Source organism: Streptomyces sp. NPDC101151, assembly GCF_044768335.1.
Lineage (GTDB): Bacteria > Actinomycetota > Actinomycetes > Streptomycetales > Streptomycetaceae > Streptomyces.
Window position 1 is genome coordinate 70,219 of sequence record NZ_JBIWPP010000016.1, and the last position, 15,835, is coordinate 86,053.

The 15,835-nt window shown below is 65.7% G+C and carries 15 protein-coding genes and 1 pseudogene; 13 read left to right on the plus strand and 3 right to left on the minus strand.

The window, feature by feature from the left end; translation table 11 throughout:
* Window positions 1-621: 621 nt before the first annotated feature.
* Window positions 622-903, plus strand: coding sequence for a GntR family transcriptional regulator (locus ACIRU3_RS26755; protein WP_404060947.1), 282 nt, complete (start codon window positions 622-624; stop codon window positions 901-903).
* A gap of 190 nt (window positions 904-1,093) precedes the next feature.
* Window positions 1,094-1,498, plus strand: a complete 405-nt coding sequence (locus tag ACIRU3_RS26760) for a hypothetical protein (RefSeq protein WP_404060949.1) — start codon at window positions 1,094-1,096, stop codon at window positions 1,496-1,498.
* Window positions 1,499-1,501: 3 nt separating this feature from the next.
* Here ACIRU3_RS26760 and ACIRU3_RS26765 read toward each other — a convergent pair whose 3' ends face one another.
* The gene (locus tag ACIRU3_RS26765) at window positions 1,502-2,071 is read right to left on the minus strand and encodes a hypothetical protein (RefSeq protein WP_404060952.1); all 570 of its coding nucleotides are present in this window, start codon (window positions 2,069-2,071) and stop codon (window positions 1,502-1,504) included.
* A 1,057-nt stretch (window positions 2,072-3,128) separates the two neighbouring features.
* On the opposite strand from ACIRU3_RS26765, the gene ACIRU3_RS26770 reads away from it, so the two are divergent.
* Together ACIRU3_RS26770 and ACIRU3_RS26775 are read left to right on the plus strand one after the other, a co-directional pair.
* Window positions 3,129-4,454, plus strand: coding sequence for a tol-pal system YbgF family protein (locus tag ACIRU3_RS26770; RefSeq protein WP_404060955.1), 1,326 nt, complete (start codon window positions 3,129-3,131; stop codon window positions 4,452-4,454).
* 193 nt (window positions 4,455-4,647) lie between these two features.
* Complete coding sequence (locus ACIRU3_RS26775) at window positions 4,648-5,019, plus strand: SH3 domain-containing protein (protein ID WP_404060957.1); 372 nt, start codon at window positions 4,648-4,650, stop codon at window positions 5,017-5,019.
* Between the two features lie 1,308 nt (window positions 5,020-6,327).
* On the opposite strand, the gene ACIRU3_RS26780 is transcribed toward ACIRU3_RS26775, so the two are convergent.
* Window positions 6,328-7,131, minus strand: a complete 804-nt coding sequence (locus tag ACIRU3_RS26780) for a GntR family transcriptional regulator (RefSeq protein ID WP_404060959.1) — start codon at window positions 7,129-7,131, stop codon at window positions 6,328-6,330.
* Between the two features lie 264 nt (window positions 7,132-7,395).
* On the opposite strand from ACIRU3_RS26780, the gene ACIRU3_RS26785 reads away from it, so the two are divergent.
* The 7 genes from ACIRU3_RS26785 to ACIRU3_RS26815 all read left to right on the plus strand — a co-directional run bounded on the left by ACIRU3_RS26785 (window position 7,396) and on the right by ACIRU3_RS26815 (window position 12,204).
* The gene (locus ACIRU3_RS26785; protein ID WP_404060962.1) at window positions 7,396-7,779 is read left to right on the plus strand and encodes a hypothetical protein; all 384 of its coding nucleotides are present in this window, start codon (window positions 7,396-7,398) and stop codon (window positions 7,777-7,779) included.
* On the plus strand, window positions 7,779-8,246 hold the full coding sequence (locus ACIRU3_RS26790; RefSeq protein WP_404060964.1) for a hypothetical protein: 468 nt from the start codon (window positions 7,779-7,781) through the stop codon (window positions 8,244-8,246). Before ACIRU3_RS26785 ends, ACIRU3_RS26790 begins: the two co-directional genes overlap by 1 nt.
* The gene (locus ACIRU3_RS26795) at window positions 8,246-9,553 is read left to right on the plus strand and encodes an FtsK/SpoIIIE domain-containing protein (RefSeq protein ID WP_404060967.1); all 1,308 of its coding nucleotides are present in this window, start codon (window positions 8,246-8,248) and stop codon (window positions 9,551-9,553) included. Before ACIRU3_RS26790 ends, ACIRU3_RS26795 begins: the two co-directional genes overlap by 1 nt.
* A 25-nt stretch (window positions 9,554-9,578) precedes the next feature.
* Window positions 9,579-9,770 carry a hypothetical protein gene (locus tag ACIRU3_RS26800; RefSeq protein WP_404060970.1) on the plus strand — a complete coding sequence of 64 codons (192 nt, stop codon included), beginning with the start codon at window positions 9,579-9,581 and terminating at the stop codon, window positions 9,768-9,770.
* A gap of 63 nt (window positions 9,771-9,833) precedes the next feature.
* Window positions 9,834-10,166 carry an SH3 domain-containing protein gene (locus ACIRU3_RS26805; protein ID WP_404060973.1) on the plus strand — a complete coding sequence of 111 codons (333 nt, stop codon included), beginning with the start codon at window positions 9,834-9,836 and terminating at the stop codon, window positions 10,164-10,166.
* Between the two features lie 159 nt (window positions 10,167-10,325).
* Window positions 10,326-11,765, plus strand: a complete 1,440-nt coding sequence (locus ACIRU3_RS26810; protein WP_404061270.1) for a replication initiator — start codon at window positions 10,326-10,328, stop codon at window positions 11,763-11,765.
* Window positions 11,755-12,204 (plus strand): hypothetical protein, encoded by a 450-nt coding sequence (locus tag ACIRU3_RS26815; RefSeq protein ID WP_404060976.1) that lies wholly within the window; start codon window positions 11,755-11,757, stop codon window positions 12,202-12,204. Before ACIRU3_RS26810 ends, ACIRU3_RS26815 begins: the two co-directional genes overlap by 11 nt.
* A 78-nt stretch (window positions 12,205-12,282) precedes the next feature.
* On the opposite strand, the gene ACIRU3_RS26820 is transcribed toward ACIRU3_RS26815, so the two are convergent.
* A complete protein-coding gene (locus ACIRU3_RS26820; RefSeq protein WP_404060979.1) occupies window positions 12,283-13,800 on the minus strand; it encodes a recombinase family protein in 1,518 nt (505 codons plus the stop codon).
* A 40-nt stretch (window positions 13,801-13,840) separates the two neighbouring features.
* Here ACIRU3_RS26820 and ssd point away from each other — a divergent pair.
* Together ssd and ACIRU3_RS26830 are read left to right on the plus strand one after the other, a co-directional pair.
* Window positions 13,841-14,629, plus strand: a pseudogene (gene ssd / locus ACIRU3_RS26825) (septum site-determining protein Ssd); the annotation flags it as partial.
* Window positions 14,626-15,831, plus strand: a complete 1,206-nt coding sequence (locus ACIRU3_RS26830) for a TadA family conjugal transfer-associated ATPase (protein WP_404060982.1) — start codon at window positions 14,626-14,628, stop codon at window positions 15,829-15,831. The pseudogene ssd and the gene ACIRU3_RS26830, both read left to right, overlap by 4 nt.
* Window positions 15,832-15,835: the final 4 nt, after the last annotated feature.

The window sequence follows — 15,835 nt, forward strand, 5'->3', positions numbered from 1 at the left end:
CGCTCGGGCGTGGGATGTCACGCACGGGCACGGCGGCTTCTGTGGCGCGCTGGCATCGGCAGCAGACTTGGAAGCTCATACGGCGACTTCCACGCAGTGTGTACGGCTGCCAGAGGTGATGCGGACGCCGTGGATGACGGAGGGGCCGACGTCGATTCCGCGAGTGGCCATGTCGAGGGCCCAGAGGCGCTCTGCCTGAGCCCGCTGCTCTGGAGTGGTTGGGCGCCTTCGGGGCGGTGCGTTGAGGTAGGGGCGCACCGGGTTGATGGTGTCAACGAAAGGTCGGTTGGCGGCTGCCTCGACCGCGTAAGGGCTCTTGTGGGACGGCAGCGTCGTGCGACGGGGCTTCGTGGCCGGCTCGGCCGTGGTGAGGGGTGTCGCTGCGCGGCGGGTGCCGGTCGCGGGAAATAACAAAGTGCAGAGGGCGTGGAGTGCCCGCCCGATAAGGTCTGTCACGTTCGTCAGCTCCTTGATAGCTGATGGGCCACGCCCCGGGACGGTCGCCACCGTCGCCGGGGTCTGTTCGTGGAGCGACCCTAGCCCTACCTGTAAAAGCCTGTAAAGGGCTGTAAAGGCCTGTCAAGGGGTGCTGCCCTGTCACCGGCCGGATACCTTCGACGCATGAAGTACGGTCCGGATGGCCAGGTGGAGCGCGATGCGCCCGACGCACCGTTTGAGCAGTTGACAGGGATTCTGCGAGCGCGCTTGGAGCGGGGCGATTGGCAGACCAACCGGGCCATTCCTAGCGAGAACGCGCTAGCAGATGAGTACGGGCTCTCTCGCCCGACGGTCCGGCGTGCGCTCGCTGCACTTGCGGAAGAAGGCTTCGTCTACGCGGTGTCGGGGCGCGGGACCTTTGTTGCCGAAAGGGAGCCTGCGGTACCCACGGATACACCAGAGTGAGGCCGCGCAAGAGCCCCGCCCGACCGCCACGGGGAAACGGCAGGCGAACGGGGCTCTTCCTCCTCTCGGGCACACTCCCAATGGCTGCCTGAGAGGGCACTGCACCCGATCCGGCCGCTCGACCTGTCCAAGGATTCGGGGTCGACCGGATAGGGCGTCTCGCCTTGCCCGTTGGGGCTAGGCTCTGTTCATGGCTGAGGCTTTCGTCAGTGGCGACGCGCTCCACCTTGCGTGCGGCATCTGCCCCTCACGTCGTTTTCCTGTCGGGGAGTTCGACGTGTTCGAACGGCCAACGAAAGATTGTCCGTTCGATCCAGCGGACGGGCACCGCTACACGGCCGATGGGGTGCCGGTGTGCGTCCACCCTGAAAAGGTCGGGCTTCCGGCAGGCCGGTACAAGAGCGAGAATGCTCCGCTGGCTGTTGAAGTGCACTTGCCTGCTGAGCAGGCGCAAGTGATCCCCTATCTTCGTGAATTGCTGTACGGCGCAGCGCCCGTGTTGCTCGAAGACCTCATCGAGCAAGCATCGGCCGAGATTCGGCGAATGTTCCCTGACCTCGACCCACTCACGACGCTGCGCCGCGCACTCAGCTAGCGGCTACGCAGCAACGGCTTCGGCGAAGTCGATGAGGTGGGCCTGGCCCAAGTTGAGGAACCCGGCCGCTTCGTACTTCACTCGAAGAATGCCCAACCGCCGCTGTGCCTCCTCGTGGCCGATCCAGTACCGCTCAGGCAGTGCGCCCCAAGCCAGTTCGTACGCCTGGTACGTGTAGTCGCCGGCTCGGTAGTCGGTGTGTTCCTGGTCCGTCTGGTGGATGACCTGAACACCGATCCGCGCGGTGATGCGGGCGAGGATCTGAGGCTGAGCGATCATTGCGTGCGTCATCTCGTCCACGGGAATGGCGATCGGGATTTCCGCCGTTTTCTCGTCGCCGGTCTTCTCGAATACGGCGGCCTTCAGACAGAGGGCCCGAAGACCCTCGGCGAAAAGCGGAGGCGCATCGGTTACCTGGTCGTACCTGCTGATGATCGGCGTCCCGCTGTAGCACGTCCAGTCTGCGTCATACTTCAGCGATGCTGCCGTGAACGCCGAGAACTCGGGGTCGCCCTGGATTGCGGCGAGGATTTCCGTTGCTCGCTCCGCCACGCTCTCGGCGGAGGGGAGCATTTGAGCTGTAGTACTCACTGCTGCACTCTCCTTCTGTTTGTTGGTGAACCCGCCCTGCCGGTTTTCCTGCGGTGATTCGGAGTTACGCCCAGACAGGGCGGAAGTCTCAAGGGCGCCGACGGATAGGCGTCGGGTTCAACCTTGCGTCTTCCGAATGGCGTTGTCTTCGCGGGCATGTCTCAAATGGGTCGGAGCTGGTCACCAAGAGGAAGGTGACCGGTCGGACGGTCCATTCGACCCATGCATCATGAGTGCTGAGAGAGAACCCGCATGGCTCGCCACGGTGAAGGGCTGCGACGGCTCCAATGCAGCCGTCCCTTTCGCTCCATGACAGGGCCCTCATCATCTCCCGTTCTGGGAGGGCACCCGCCAGCGTCCTTACCTCGATTCGGATTCTGCGGACTGCCTGAGCGGGGTTTGTCGTGGCCCAGTAGGCAGCAGACAAGATGTCTTCGTCAGCCAGCGAGCGATACCTGACCCTTTCGTACCAGAACCCACGCTTCGTGAGGTTGTGGTCTAGGCGCTCGGCCACGAGGGCACCCGCTCCTTTCTCATGGGGCCTCCGCACGGGGACAGGTCCAGGACGGCGGGCCAAACGGTGAGGCTGTAATAGATCCCCCCGTCGTCACTCGCTTGGGTGCCGTAGGGCTCGCCACGCGCGAGACCATCTAGCGCCCGTTCCTGTTCGGCGTCGTCGTCGAGCCATGCCCGAAGGGGTTGGGCATAGAGCACGTCCAACTGGTCCGCCACTTGTACGGCGCGCCGGTGGAGCCAGCGCATTGCTAGGCGCCGTGTCTTGGCGTCTGCGCCTCCGAGGTACACCGACCGTCCGTCGGGAAGGTGAGCGACAGCCTGCGCCTGGTACCCCATTTGCACACGCCCCCATGCCGGGGCGTCCACCGTCAGCACCATGGTTTCTCCGTCGTCAGATTGCTGTTCACTCTGCGGGTCGGCCCCGCTGTCACTACGCAACCGCACGACCACCGAGAGCGGTACGGTGGCAACCACGTGAGGACTTGAAAGCCCTGAAAGTTCTGGGAGCGCGGGGAGTTACACCATGGGCAAGCGCGAACCGAACGCAGCGCTCGGGCGGTTACTTGCGGAAGCGGCTTGCAGCCAAGGTCAGTTCGCCATGGCCGTGAACCGCGTTGGCACTGAGTCTGGCGTTCCCTTGCGGTATGACGACTCCGCAGTGAGTCACTGGCTCGATGGCACGATCCCGCGCAAGGTCGTCCGGCCGTTCATCCTCGAAGTGTTCTCGCGAAAGCTCGGGCGCCCCATCACGTATGCGGACGCCGGGCTCCCTTCTCCTGCTTCTGGAACATCCAGCCGTCCAGATACCTTGGAAGGGTTGATGGAGCTGGGGAGGCAAGACATGGATCCGTCCCGCCGTGGCGTCCTCGGTGCTGCACTGTTCTCGGTCGCGCTCACCATTCCTGACTGGCCGGATGTCGTCGGCCGGCTCGAAGCAGTCCAGATCGGTAAGGCCCGACGCATCGGATACCGAGAGGTAGACGCGGTTGCAGCCATGACTGAGAAGGTCTCCGAACTGGACGATCAGTTCGGAGGGCGCCACGCTCGGCCCATGGCGGCTGCGTTCCTCGTGAACACGGTGGTTCCCCATCTGCAAGCGGACGCGTCGGAGGACGTGAGGAAGGCCCTGCTGTCCGCAACGTCAGACCTTCTGTACCTCACGGGATTCATGGCCGTGGACGAAGGGCTTCAAGGGCTGGCTCAGCGCTACTACGTGAAGGCGCTGGAACTTGCCGGGGCTGCTGAAGATCATCTGACGTACTGCACGACCTTGCGGGGCATGAGCCTTCAGGCCGTGGATTTGGGCCACGAGGCGCACGCCCTTCGTCTGGCCGACGCTGCGGCTTCGGCGTCCCCGAATGCTGGCCCTCGGATGCGCGCTTTCCTTGCCGGGCAGCAAGCTCACTCGTACGCGGCAACTGGGGATCGGCGCAATGCCCTCACGTTCATGAGAGAGGCGGAGGTTGCCATGGACCGGGCTGAGTCCCGCGCAAAGGCGTTCGGGAGTTACGCCCCCTCGTCCCTGGCCTACCACGTCTCCCAGGTGCGCTACGCCCTTGGCGACAAGCGAGGGTCTGTGGAGTCCCTGAAGGAGTCGGACCGATTGCGACACAGCCATTACCGGCGTAGCAGCGTCCGCTATAACTCGCTCTTGGCGGAGCGTCAACTAGAGCTGGGACACCTGGAAGAAGCGTGCGCAACCTGGGACAAGGTGTTGGATGACTATCCGCTTGTCCAGTCTGGGAGTGCAGACGAAAAGATCCGCAACATGCAGGCACTCCTTCGACCGCACCTCCGGAACCGCGCGGCGATGAGCGTGCATGAGCGCTCCTTGTCTGTCAGCGGTTGAGCTGTGATTTCTGCGCCTGCCTGAGATCTGTTGCGGGTTGAGGGCTCACGTCAGAGCTACACTCATCCGGATAAGTGGTTGACCTCTAGGGCTGAGTGTCGCATGCTGGCAACTCATTCGGATGAGTGGTTGACCGCCCCGCAGTGGTGTGGAATCAGACCGCTCATGCTGTTTCGAGGAAGGGGAATTGATCATGGGGCGTAAGGCTCTGCGGACGCTGGTCGTGTCGGGTGCCCTGGTGGCCGGTGTTGGCCTGGTGGGCGTTTCGACGGCGTCGGCGATGATCCCGGACCCGGGGTATTCGTCCGGCAGGGGTGGGACCACCTATTCCACGGATCGGTCGGTGTTCAAGTCGGTAACGGTCGACGGGCTGCGGGTGCGCACGGGTCCGGGTCCGCAGTCGACGGTTCTCGGTCTGGTCTATGAAGGTCAGCCGGTGCAGGTCATCACGTCTTCGCGTGACTGGACCGGTCAGCGCTGGGACAAGGTGATGTTGCAGCGCGACTCGGCGGGCGGACTGCCGAGCGGATACATCGGCTGGATCACGGAAGAGTACCTCTACTGATCACCGATTCAGTATGTCTGCACTACAAGGGCGGGCCCCCTCTCTGCTTCGGCGGGGAGGGGGCCGTCTTGGTGGAGTCGAATTGATCGACATGGGAAGCAAGTTGAGGGGCTACGGCCGTGCATATGCCCTTGAACCAAAGTAGACTGCGTGGTCTGATTTCCACTTGCAAAGGGTTCGGCTCGCAAGGGTGGCCGGTCGCCCATGAACAGTTCGGCTGTGGCTGGGGGAGGTTGCGCGATGGTAGAGAGCACGTCGTCAGGCAGAGGCTGCGGCGGTCCGGATGACGCCGTGTTTGTGCCGGGCGTTGACTATGTGTCGGCTTGGCTTGAGGCGGACGAGGCGGCCCAGCAACTGAACGCTGCGCTTGAGCGACTGGGGTATGGCGTAAAGCTGGTGCGCGCAGTCGCACACGCCGGGCCGCGCGGTGAGCCGGTGGTGTGGCTCCGGATGGAGGGTGTGCGGGTGATTGCCCAGGCCCTGGGTGCAGTGGGGAGTGAACAGCGGCAGGCGGGGTGACGGTGCGCGGCTGTGGGATAAGCGGGAAGGGGTACGGGATGAGGCGTGACGACTGGCGGACGGCGGCGGGTTCACGCGTGTGGATCGAGACGGACAGGCGCGGGGAGTTCATCCGGTGCGAGGGGTGTCGACGGCCGATCCTGATCACGGGTGCGGGGCCTGCCAGATTCGCAGCCGAGCAGCATGCGCGGACCTGCCGGAACTAGAGTTCGTCCGATCGGTGAACCCATCGGATCCTGACATTAGTTGGGCGTCCCCCTGCGGATACTGCGCCGTAGGGAGGGAGTGCCGGCTCACGGCGAGAAGTCCGCTCATTACCCCTCGACGGCCGAAGACGACTGATCACGTGCGTGGTGACCTCACGCGCGCATGGATCTTGACCACGACGAAACCAGCATTCGCGCGTGAGGTTGCCACGCCTGGGCGGGGTCCAGGGGTGCGCTGTAGCGCCCCTGGTACCACCGCCCGCAACCATGTTCGTCACGGCGTTCCATGTCATGGTGAGCGGCGTTGGCCTCCTTCATGAACCAGCGTGATCGGGCGGAGTTGGCGCCTGTGATGGGGGAGTGTGGGTCTGGCGGTCGTGCGGCTCACATTCCCAGTGGCCGACAGAGCAGACGGCTAAGCCCCCCGCAACGAATCCGCGGGGGGCTTCTCTGCTTGGTCGGGTGCGGTGACGGTGTCGGGCGGCTGCCGACCGGACGGGACCGGCCGAAGGCCGCACGCCCGGCCGGGGCGGCAGTGCCGCCCGGCGCGCCGAAGGCGCGCCCTTGAGCAAGTAAAGAGAAGTTACTCCGATCGGGATCGGCGGCGGGTGGTGCGCTGGGCGGCGGCCTTCGTCGGCGTTACGGGGTAGGTGAGCTGGCATGTGGCGGCGGGGGCCTTCAGCTCCTCGCACAGCAGCGGGCGGTCCTGGTCCGCGTCGCCGGTGATGCGGTAGGTGATCAGGAGGGGGCTGGCGTCGCTGAGTCCGAGTGCGGTGCGCTCGTCTGGGAACGGGGTGCGGGCGGTGACGTGCTCGGTGAACGACAGGCTGAGTCCGGCGTCGGCAAGCTGTCGGTACAGGTCGCTGATCTCGACGTCGGGCTGTTCGGCGAGTGAGGGAACGTCTGCGGCGGTGGCCATCGGGATGAGGACACGATGGGCCATACGGGCGCCGGTCGCCGGGTCGTGCCACATGCGGTCCACGCTGATGGCGTCCTGGTCGTACTGATCCAAGAGTAGTGCGGGGGGTCCATCGAGCGTGGTCCGGCTGACTGCGGGGGCCTCGGTCTCCGTCATCTGGGGCAGGCGCCAATCACCCTTTGCTGTGCGCTGGATGGAGCGGTCAACGCGGGTGGCGGGCAGGACTCCGCCGGAGGGAAGCACAATGCTGCCCTTCCCTTGCTGGGACTCCACCAGTCCCATGCGGCGCAGCTCCGCGACGGCGGACCGTGCAGTGTGCTTGCCAACGCCGTACATCGCCACCATCTCCGCCTCGGACGGCAACAGGTCGCCTGGCCGGTAGCGGCCTTGCTTGATGTCGCTGGCCATGCGCTGAGCGACCTGCAGGTACATCGACGGGGCGCGCTCAATGTGCTCTCGGGCTGCCATGGTTGGTGTCCTTCTCGGGTCGCCGGTGAGTAGGTCAATGGATGATCGGCGCTTCGAAGCTGAGTATGTGGGCTGAGGTGCTTGTCAGTGGTCCGTGGTATACGCGCCACTCATGAGGATAAGTGGTTGGCCGCCCGCCGTACACCTCACTCCACTCATCCGGATAAGTGGTTGACCTTGACTCCGGTGCGGGTTGAAGATGATCCCCTCAACGCATCCGGATAAGTGTCTGGGTGGGTTCGATTCGAGATGAGGTGAACTGTCATGGACAACAAGCCGATTGATGTCGCGCGGCTAGGCCAGATCCGCTGTGTGATCGCTCCGGAACCGCGCACGACTCCGGAAGGCGAGACGCGTCGGGACCGTGAGGGAAATCCGTTGTGGATCACGGGCTTGTCGGTGCGGCAGGCGGAGGGGCGGCGCACGGACGTCGTCCACGTGGTCACCAGCGGTCAGCCGACCGGCCTTACGGAGGGTGCAGAGGTCAGGCTCACCAACCTGTGGGCGAATGAATGGGCCGTGGATGGCCGTTCCGGTACGACCTATCGGGCTGATGCCATCACGCCTGCATCGGGTTCGGGGGTCGGCTCGGCCTCGGCTGCTCCGGCGGCCGGTCCGCGCGGCAAGTCGGCGGGCGGTGACTCCTGATGGAGCGCTACTTCTGGCACCTGAGTGCAGCGCAGAAGGACGGCATGGCGTGCCTGGTGTGCGGCGCCGACTTCCTCAAGGAACGGATCACCTCGGTTCCGGTGGGCCGGTCGCCCGACGATGAGTCACAGGTGTTCGCGTGCTCTGAGCCGTGCGCGCGCCGCATCGCTGATGAGGCCGAGCAGATGGCCCATGAACTGCGGACAGTTGCGGGAGCGCCGGAGAGTGGGGACGGCGTGGACGGTGCCGGGCGGGATGACCCGGTGTTCTGTGTGGATGGTCACTTCGGTTCGCTGCTGCGGGACCTGCGTACGCTGGCCGGTACCGAAGCGCTCCTGACGACGTCCGATGACCTCGCAACGATCCGGTTCCTCCTGGCCATGACGGCTCGTCACGCCGAGGCGGCCATGATGCGCGCCCGCCTCGTGCTGGCGCGCACGGAGCAGACCGGGGACGGGGGCGAGTGATGCCCGCCTCCCTGGTGGTCTGGATCCTGTCGGCGCTGCTCCTGGTCGGCGTGATGACTCAGCGTTGGTGGGAACCGCGTCTTGAGGCCCGAGGCGTCGTGCTCCGGCGGTGGCCGTGGCGGTGGTGGCTGGTCGGCTACCCGGGTACCACGTGGCGGATCTGGTCGACGTGGCGGCGGCTGGCCTACCTGAACGGGTTGTCGGTGAGCATGCGGCCGGACCGGAGGGTGATCGGCCGTGATCTCGTGGTGCAGGGGCAGGCGCTGCGGCCCAAGCCTCCTCGGCTGTCCTTGCCGGTGCCGACGGCAACCGGTGTGACGCTGCGGGTGCTGCTGCATCCGGGGCAGACTCCGGGGCCGTACTTCTCGGCGGCCCGTGCCATGGAACACGCCTGGCACGTGCACAGGGTGCGGGTCACCTCGCCCCGCCGGGGACAGGTGGTCATCCATGTCACGGCCCTGGACCCGCTGACGGGTGATGTCCCTTCTGTCCGGTGGCCGGCTCACGCGCTCCTGTCGGCAGACGTGGGCCGGATCGAAGACGGGGAACCCTGGCTGATCGACCTGCGGCGCGTTCCGCACTGGCTGATCACGGGAGCCACGCAATCCGGCAAGTCATCGCTGTTGGCCTCGCTGGTGCTCGCGCTGGCACGTCAGCCGGTCGCCCTGGTCGGCATCGACTGCAAGGGCGGCATGGAACTCGGCCTGTTCGGCGGGCGGCTCTCGGCGCTGGCGATCGACCGCAAGCAGGCGGTCGGCCTGCTGTCCGGCGTGGTCGAGGAGATCCAAGAGCGCATACGGGTGTGCCGTGAGGCGGGCAAACGCTCGGTCTGGGACCTGCCCGAGGATGAGCGGCCGGTGCCCCTGGTCGTGATCGTGGATGAGCTGGCGGAGCTGTACCTCACCGACGGCTCGCGGGAATCGAAGGATGAGGCGGAGCGGTGCGGAACGCTGCTCCTGCGGGTCGCCCAGCTCGGCGCAGCGCTCGGCGTCCACCTGGTCATCGCGGGACAGCGGGTCGGCTCCGACATCGGCCCCCGCGTGACCGCGCTCCGTGCCCAGCTCGGCGGACGTGTCGCCCACCGCGCGCATGACGAGGCGTCAGCAGAGATGACCTTGGGCGACATCAACCCGGACGCCGTGATCACTGCGCAGAACATCACGGAAGACGAACAGGGCGTGGCCGTAGTCGCCATGGGCGGCCGGTGGATGCGGGCGCGTTCCCGCCTGGTCACCACTGGCGATGCGGCCGAGATCGCCCGCACCGATCCGCCGGTGAACCCGTTCCTGACCAGCCCGACCCCGTGACATTCCAGAAAGGAGCAGAAGCGGCATGACACAGACACACATTTGGGTTATCGACTCATTCCTGTTCCTGTACGTCGTCCTGACCGCCCGGTCACGGGAAATCAAGTGGTATCAGGCAACCCTGATCTCACTATTCGGATTCCTCCTGGCCGGAACACCCTTCGCATATCCCGTCTGGGCGATCGTTCAGGCCATCGGAAGCCTTTTTTTCGGCTGACACAGGAAAAACCTGTGAGGCGGCAACAGGTCGCCTCGCAACTCTCACAGAAGAGAAGAAGCAATGAAGCTCATCGCCACTCGCATTGCGGCGGGCGCCGCGTCCGCTGCCGCGCTCCTCGGCAGTTCCATACTCGTCGCCCCGGCGGCTTCGGCTACGTCCCTTCCCAAGGCATGCAACTGGGAATGGGCCTACCCGCAGAACAAGAATGTTTCCACTGCCGTGAACCTGCGGAGCGGACCCGCAACGAAGTACAAGTCTCTCGGAATTCTGTACAAGGGTGCTCGATTCACCGAGTACTGCAACAAGGATTTCAAATGGAGCTATGGAAAGGTCGTCAGTGGCCCGAACAAGGGTAAAAGGGGCTGGGTCAAGTACGCGTACCTCAACCCGTAAAAAAAACGATAACCCGCATCCCCCTCTCTCGTGAAAACAAAAAACTCTCTTCTTTCTCATTAAAGCAAAGTCGAATTCATAGCTGAGCCAAGTCAAAGCAGGAGTTGACCCATGAATGCCGCACCTATCCCTCACGAAAGAGGGCCTCCCATGTTTCCGATGTCGGATGTGGCGCGGCGCTCAGTCCTCAATGAAGCTGAGCGTCTGCGCCTTCTTTCGCCTACCGAGCGCGACCTTATCCGGCTCGTCCACGAACCCGGATTCTCGCGCTGGCTCGATCAGATCAAATCCATTGGCGGGTGCGCGCACCCGATTTACCTTGCTGGGCACACGACTACGCGTGATGCGGTCACGGGTGAGGTGCTACGGCATTACGAAACCAGCGGCGAACCTGGCGGCCGTATGCCGGTGCGCTGCCGCAACCGGCGTGAGACGCGCTGTGAGCCGTGCTCGTATCTGCACGCGGGGGACACGTTCCACCTGGTCCGCTCCGGTCTGCTGGGCGGCAAGGGGGTCACGAACAGCGTCCGGCGTCACCCCCGGCTCTTCGTCACCCTTACCGCTCCCTCTTTCGGTCCCGTGCACCGTGCGAGCGGCCCTGATGGTGCTCTGTGCCGTCCTCGACGGGACGGCGGAGTCTGCGAACACGGGCGGCCCCTGAGCTGCGGCCGGAAGCACGCGGACACGGATTCCGTGGTAGGCCAACCGCTGTGCCGGAACTGCTACGACTACCCCGGACACGTGCTGTGGCACGCGAGTGCCGGCTCACTGTGGAATCGCTATTGTCACATGCTGAGGCGACATTTGGCGACGTCGGCAGGAATCACACAAACCCGCCTGAGCGAACACCTGAAGGTGTCCTTCGCGAAAGTTGCCGAATATCAGAAGCGGGGGGCCGTTCATTTTCATGCGGTTATCCGGCTTGATGGTCCCGACGGCCCTTCCTCGCCCCCGCCTCTTTGGGCGACGACCGACCTTCTGTCAGACGCGGTGCGGTCGGCGGCTGACTTGGTGGAGGTGCACACCCCGTATTCCCCGGCGACCGGTGAGCGGGTCGTCAAGTGGGGCGAGCAGATCGACATCCACCCGATCCGCAGTGACGCTTTCACGGAATCCTCAGCCGTGACTGACAGTGCCGTTGCGGCCTACGTCGCGAAATACGTGTCAAAGAGTGTGGGCGACTCTGGCGGAATCGATTACCGCATCGAGGACTTCGACAGCGTCCGCCTGGCCCCGGTGAATGCCCACCTGCGGGCGCTCATGGCGGCCTGCTGGCGACTGGGTGGCCTGTCGGAGCTGGAGGCTCTGAACCTGCGGGCCTGGGCTCATACGCTCGGCTACCGGGGCCACGTGCTGACCAAGTCACGCCAGTACTCCACCACGTATGGGGCGCTGCGCGCGGTCCGGGCGGACTACCAGGGAGGCGGCCTGCTCGCCCTGGAGGACCGAGAGATGGTCACCGAATCGGCCTGGCGTTATGTGGGATCCGGGCACTCGCCGGCTGAAGCAGACATTGCATACGGCATAGCCGAAGATCTAGCGACCCTACGGGAAATCAGAAGGGACCTGATCGCAGAAGGGTGGAAGTATGCTGCGTAAGGAACACGCGGGGTACTTTCATTCGAGCCGGGCAACAAACGGCCGAACAGAGGCATTGGACGCATGGCGCGTGACGACAGATTCCCAAAACGTGGCGCAGGTGATGGCTCGGCAACTCGGCGGCGATGTGCACGGCATTGAGAATTCCCCCGATGGTCGGTGGGAAGTGCTGACCGAGTCTCCTGCTGTTGAGATTCTCGTTAGCGAAGTAGCCGACGGGGTCATTGCTTTCACCTTGCTCGGAGAGGCAGGGATCGGAGCATTTTTGTTCAGCTCCGATATGTGGAACCCCGAAGAGATATCTCGAATGTCGGTCGTTGGTGATTCCGATTTTGCGCGATGCGAGTTGAGGCTAATGCCTATCGAATTCAAAACGCGAACCGGGTTGACGATTCTTTACATTTTACCGTCAATCGAATTGCTCGCGTCGGGTGTTTAGGATTTCGGGGTGCAAGGAAGCCCCGGCAAGTCTGTGTCCTTGCCGGGGCTCGCTCATCACCTACAGGGTTATGAGGTGCTAGGCGGTCTTTGGCCAGATGTCGGCGCCCGTGATCCGGAAGCGTGCCTCGGCGCTTGCCGGGAAAAGGGTTACACGCACGTCGAACCCATTCAGCAGCTCGCGGCGGGCCGCGTCGTCGTGGGCGGCGCGCCACTCATCCGCTACCGTCTTTCCGGTGGGTACCATCCGCATTCCGGCGGGCCGCTCGGGCATCTTCTTGAGCTCGGCGATTTCCCGCCCCATGCGGGCGTACTCTCGCCGGTACCAATCGGCGTCGTCCTCGGAATCGTAGAGACCTGCTGAACGGTCGTCCCGGAGTCGCTTTCGATCCGCCTCCAATTCTGCAATTCGCGATGCATAGCCAGTCCCAGGGTCGAACTCGCGGCGCATGAGTTGACCATTTCCGTACTTGGCGAGAAACCAATCTCCAACTTCTTTGTCAAGCTTTACCGCCTGCATTGCTGGGGCCGGTCGGCAGTCCTGGGAGGTACGCACTCCGTCTAGGCGAGCCGTGCATGCATAGCCAATCTTCCTCCCTGCGCGGTAATAGACGTACAGCCGTTCTCCGCAATTCCCGCAGAAAGACAGTCCAGAGAGTAGACGGGTGCCCTTCTGTGCGCGCTTCCGGCTTTGCCTTGGTGCGGTCTTTGCTATCAACGCATCGCGCGTCGCATGGTCCCATAGCGGAGGGGCCAGACGTACCGGGTGACCATCGGAGCCAATTACCGGCCTCCCCTTATGCATTAGGTATCCGAGAGATCCCTCCTCCGTGAGCAGCCTGATTACCGTGCTACTTTTCCAGATGGATCCCTTCGGTTCGCGCCCATACATAACCGCGCGGTAATCGTCCGGCGAGAGGACTCCTTCTCGGTTAAGCCTTGCGGCTTCCGTGAAAACAGTTACTTCCCCGGTCTCGTCGGCAAGAATTCGCCGGGCGACATTACGGATTACCTCGGCTGAGTCGGGGTCTACCTCGACGTGATCAACCTTTCCCGTGGGTACAAGCCGAATGAATCGGTATCCATACCGGTTCTTTTGCTTCGGCTGACCTGCTGCACGAGCCCTTTCGGTCTCCTCTCGGTTGCGCTTCTGGATTGCTCGAAGTTCCATTTGCGCGCCGAAGGATTCCATGGAAAGGCGCATCTCGTCGTTGGTGTCGTCGAGGTCCCATGGTCCGTCATGGCCGTAGGTGATCAGCAGGCGATTCGACTCGTGGATCATGTACGCGGTGTTCAGCACATCGCGTTGGTTCCGGCCGATTCGGTCGACGGCGGCGCCCACGATCCCTGAATACGGGCCTGCCTCGCCCCGGAGCCACGGGCCAAGTCCCGGCCGCGTGAGAGGGTCCGTGGCGCCGGATACCTCCCAGTCATCGGCCCACGCAATGATGTGGCCACCGACGGAGTCAGCCGCACTCAGGACCTGGTCTAGCTGCTTCTCGGGGCTGCTGCTCGCCTCGCTCTTCCGAGAAAGACGGCGCACGCCGACTAGGCAGCGACCGCACCCGTCATAGTCAGTCCTGATCATCTGGTCCATGTTGCGTGTCCTCCGCTGGTCTCGCATGTGTGTTTTGCGCTTGCTCCTCCCCGACGGCGAGCAGTGGCTCGTCGACCGGATCGCCGACGTCGCCGAGGGCGTCGGCCGTCCGGCCCTCACCGTCGGGGTCATCGGCGGCCGGGGCGGGGCCGGCGCGTCCACGCTGGCGTGCGCGCTCGCCGTCACCTCCGCGCGTGAGGGACTGCGCACACTCCTGGTGGACGCCGATCCGCTGGGCGGCGGACTGGACGTACTGCTCGGCGGCGAGAGTGCCGAGGGGCTGCGCTGGCCCGCCTTCGCCGCCTCTCGCGGCCGGGTCGGCGGGGGCGCTCTGGAGGAGTCGCTGCCCCGGCTGCACTCGTTGCGGGTGCTCAGCTGGGACCGTGGCGACAGCGTGGCGATCCCGCCCCAGGCCGTGCGTGCGGTGCTCGCCGCCGCCCGGCGGCGCGGCGGCACGGTCGTGGTCGATCTCCCGCGCCGCCTGGACGACGGGGTCGCCGAGGCCCTCGCCCAGCTCGACCTGGCCCTGCTCGTCGTCCCGGCCGAACTGCGCGCGGTCGCGGCCGCGGGCCGGGTGGCCTCGGCGGTCGGCATGGTCGTACGGGACCTGCGTGTGGCGGTCCGGGGACCGTACGCGCCCGGCTTCGACGACCGCGAGGTGGCCCGGCTGCTCGGTCTGCCCCTGGCCGGCGAGGTGCCCGTCGAACCGGCCCTGCTGCGCCCCCACGGAACCGCGAAACCGCCCGGCGCGACCGGACGCGGCCCGCTCGCCCGGTTCTGCACGACCTTCTGGGAGCAGGCCCTGGTCGAGGCGGGAGGCGCGCGATGACGCTCCCCGGACTCGACCGGGCCGACGGCGCGGCCCTGCTCGACGGAGTCCGCCGCCGGCTGGCCGAGAGCGGCGCCGAACCCACACCCGCGCGCGTGGCCCAGGCGCTGCGCGAACAGGGCCGGGTACTGGGCGACGCCGAAGTCCTCGGCGCGGCCGAGCAGCTGCGGTCCGAACTCGTCGGCTCCGGTCCCCTGGAGCCGCTGCTCGCCGACCCGCGCGTCACCGACGTCCTGGTGTCGGCCCCGGACCGGGTGTGGGTGGACCGCGGCGGTGGCCTGGAGCTGACCCCGGTGACCTTCCCCGACGCGGCGGCCGTACGACGCCTCGCGCAGCGGCTGGCCGCCGTGGCCGGACGCCGGCTGGACGACGCGCGGCCCTGGGCGGACGCCCGGCTGCCGGACGGAACCCGCCTGCACGCGGTGCTGCCCCCGGTGGCCGTCGGCTGCACCTGTCTGTCCCTGCGGGTGGTACGGCCCCGGGCGTTCACCCTCGAGGAGCTGGTCGAGGCGGGCACCGTGCCGCCCGGCGGGGACCGGATCCTGCGGGCGCTGCTGGCGGCCCGGCTGTCCTTCCTCGTCAGCGGTGGCACCGGCACCGGCAAGACGACCCTGCTGAGCGCCCTGCTAGGCCTCGTCGGGCCCGGTGAACGGATCGTGCTCGCCGAGGACTCGGCGGAGCTGAGACCGGAACACCCGCACGTCGTACGGCTGGAGACCCGGCCGGCGAACCAGGAGGGCGCAGGCCGGGTCACCCTGGAGGACCTCGTCCGCCAGGCGCTGCGGATGCGGCCCGACCGGCTGGTCGTGGGCGAGGTGCGCGGTCCCGAGGTGGTGCATCTGCTGGCCGCGCTCAACACCGGCCACGAGGGCGGCTGCGGCACCGTCCACGCCAACGCGGCCGGGGACGTACCGGCCCGCCTGGAGGCACTCGGGACGGCGGCCGGACTCGACCGGGCCGCGCTGCACAGTCAGTTGGCGGCCGCGCTGTCGGTGGTGCTCCACCTTGTACGGGACCGGTCCGGGCGGCGCCGGATCGCCGAGGTGCACGTGCTGGAGCGGGACGCCTCGGGGCTGGTGCGGACGGTGCCGGCGCTGCGGTGGGGCGCGCCGGCCTTCGCCCGGGAGCGCGGCTGGGAGCGGCTGCGGGAGTTGCTGCGCGGTGAGTTCGGGAGCGAGAGGAGCGACGGAAGTGAGCACTGAGACA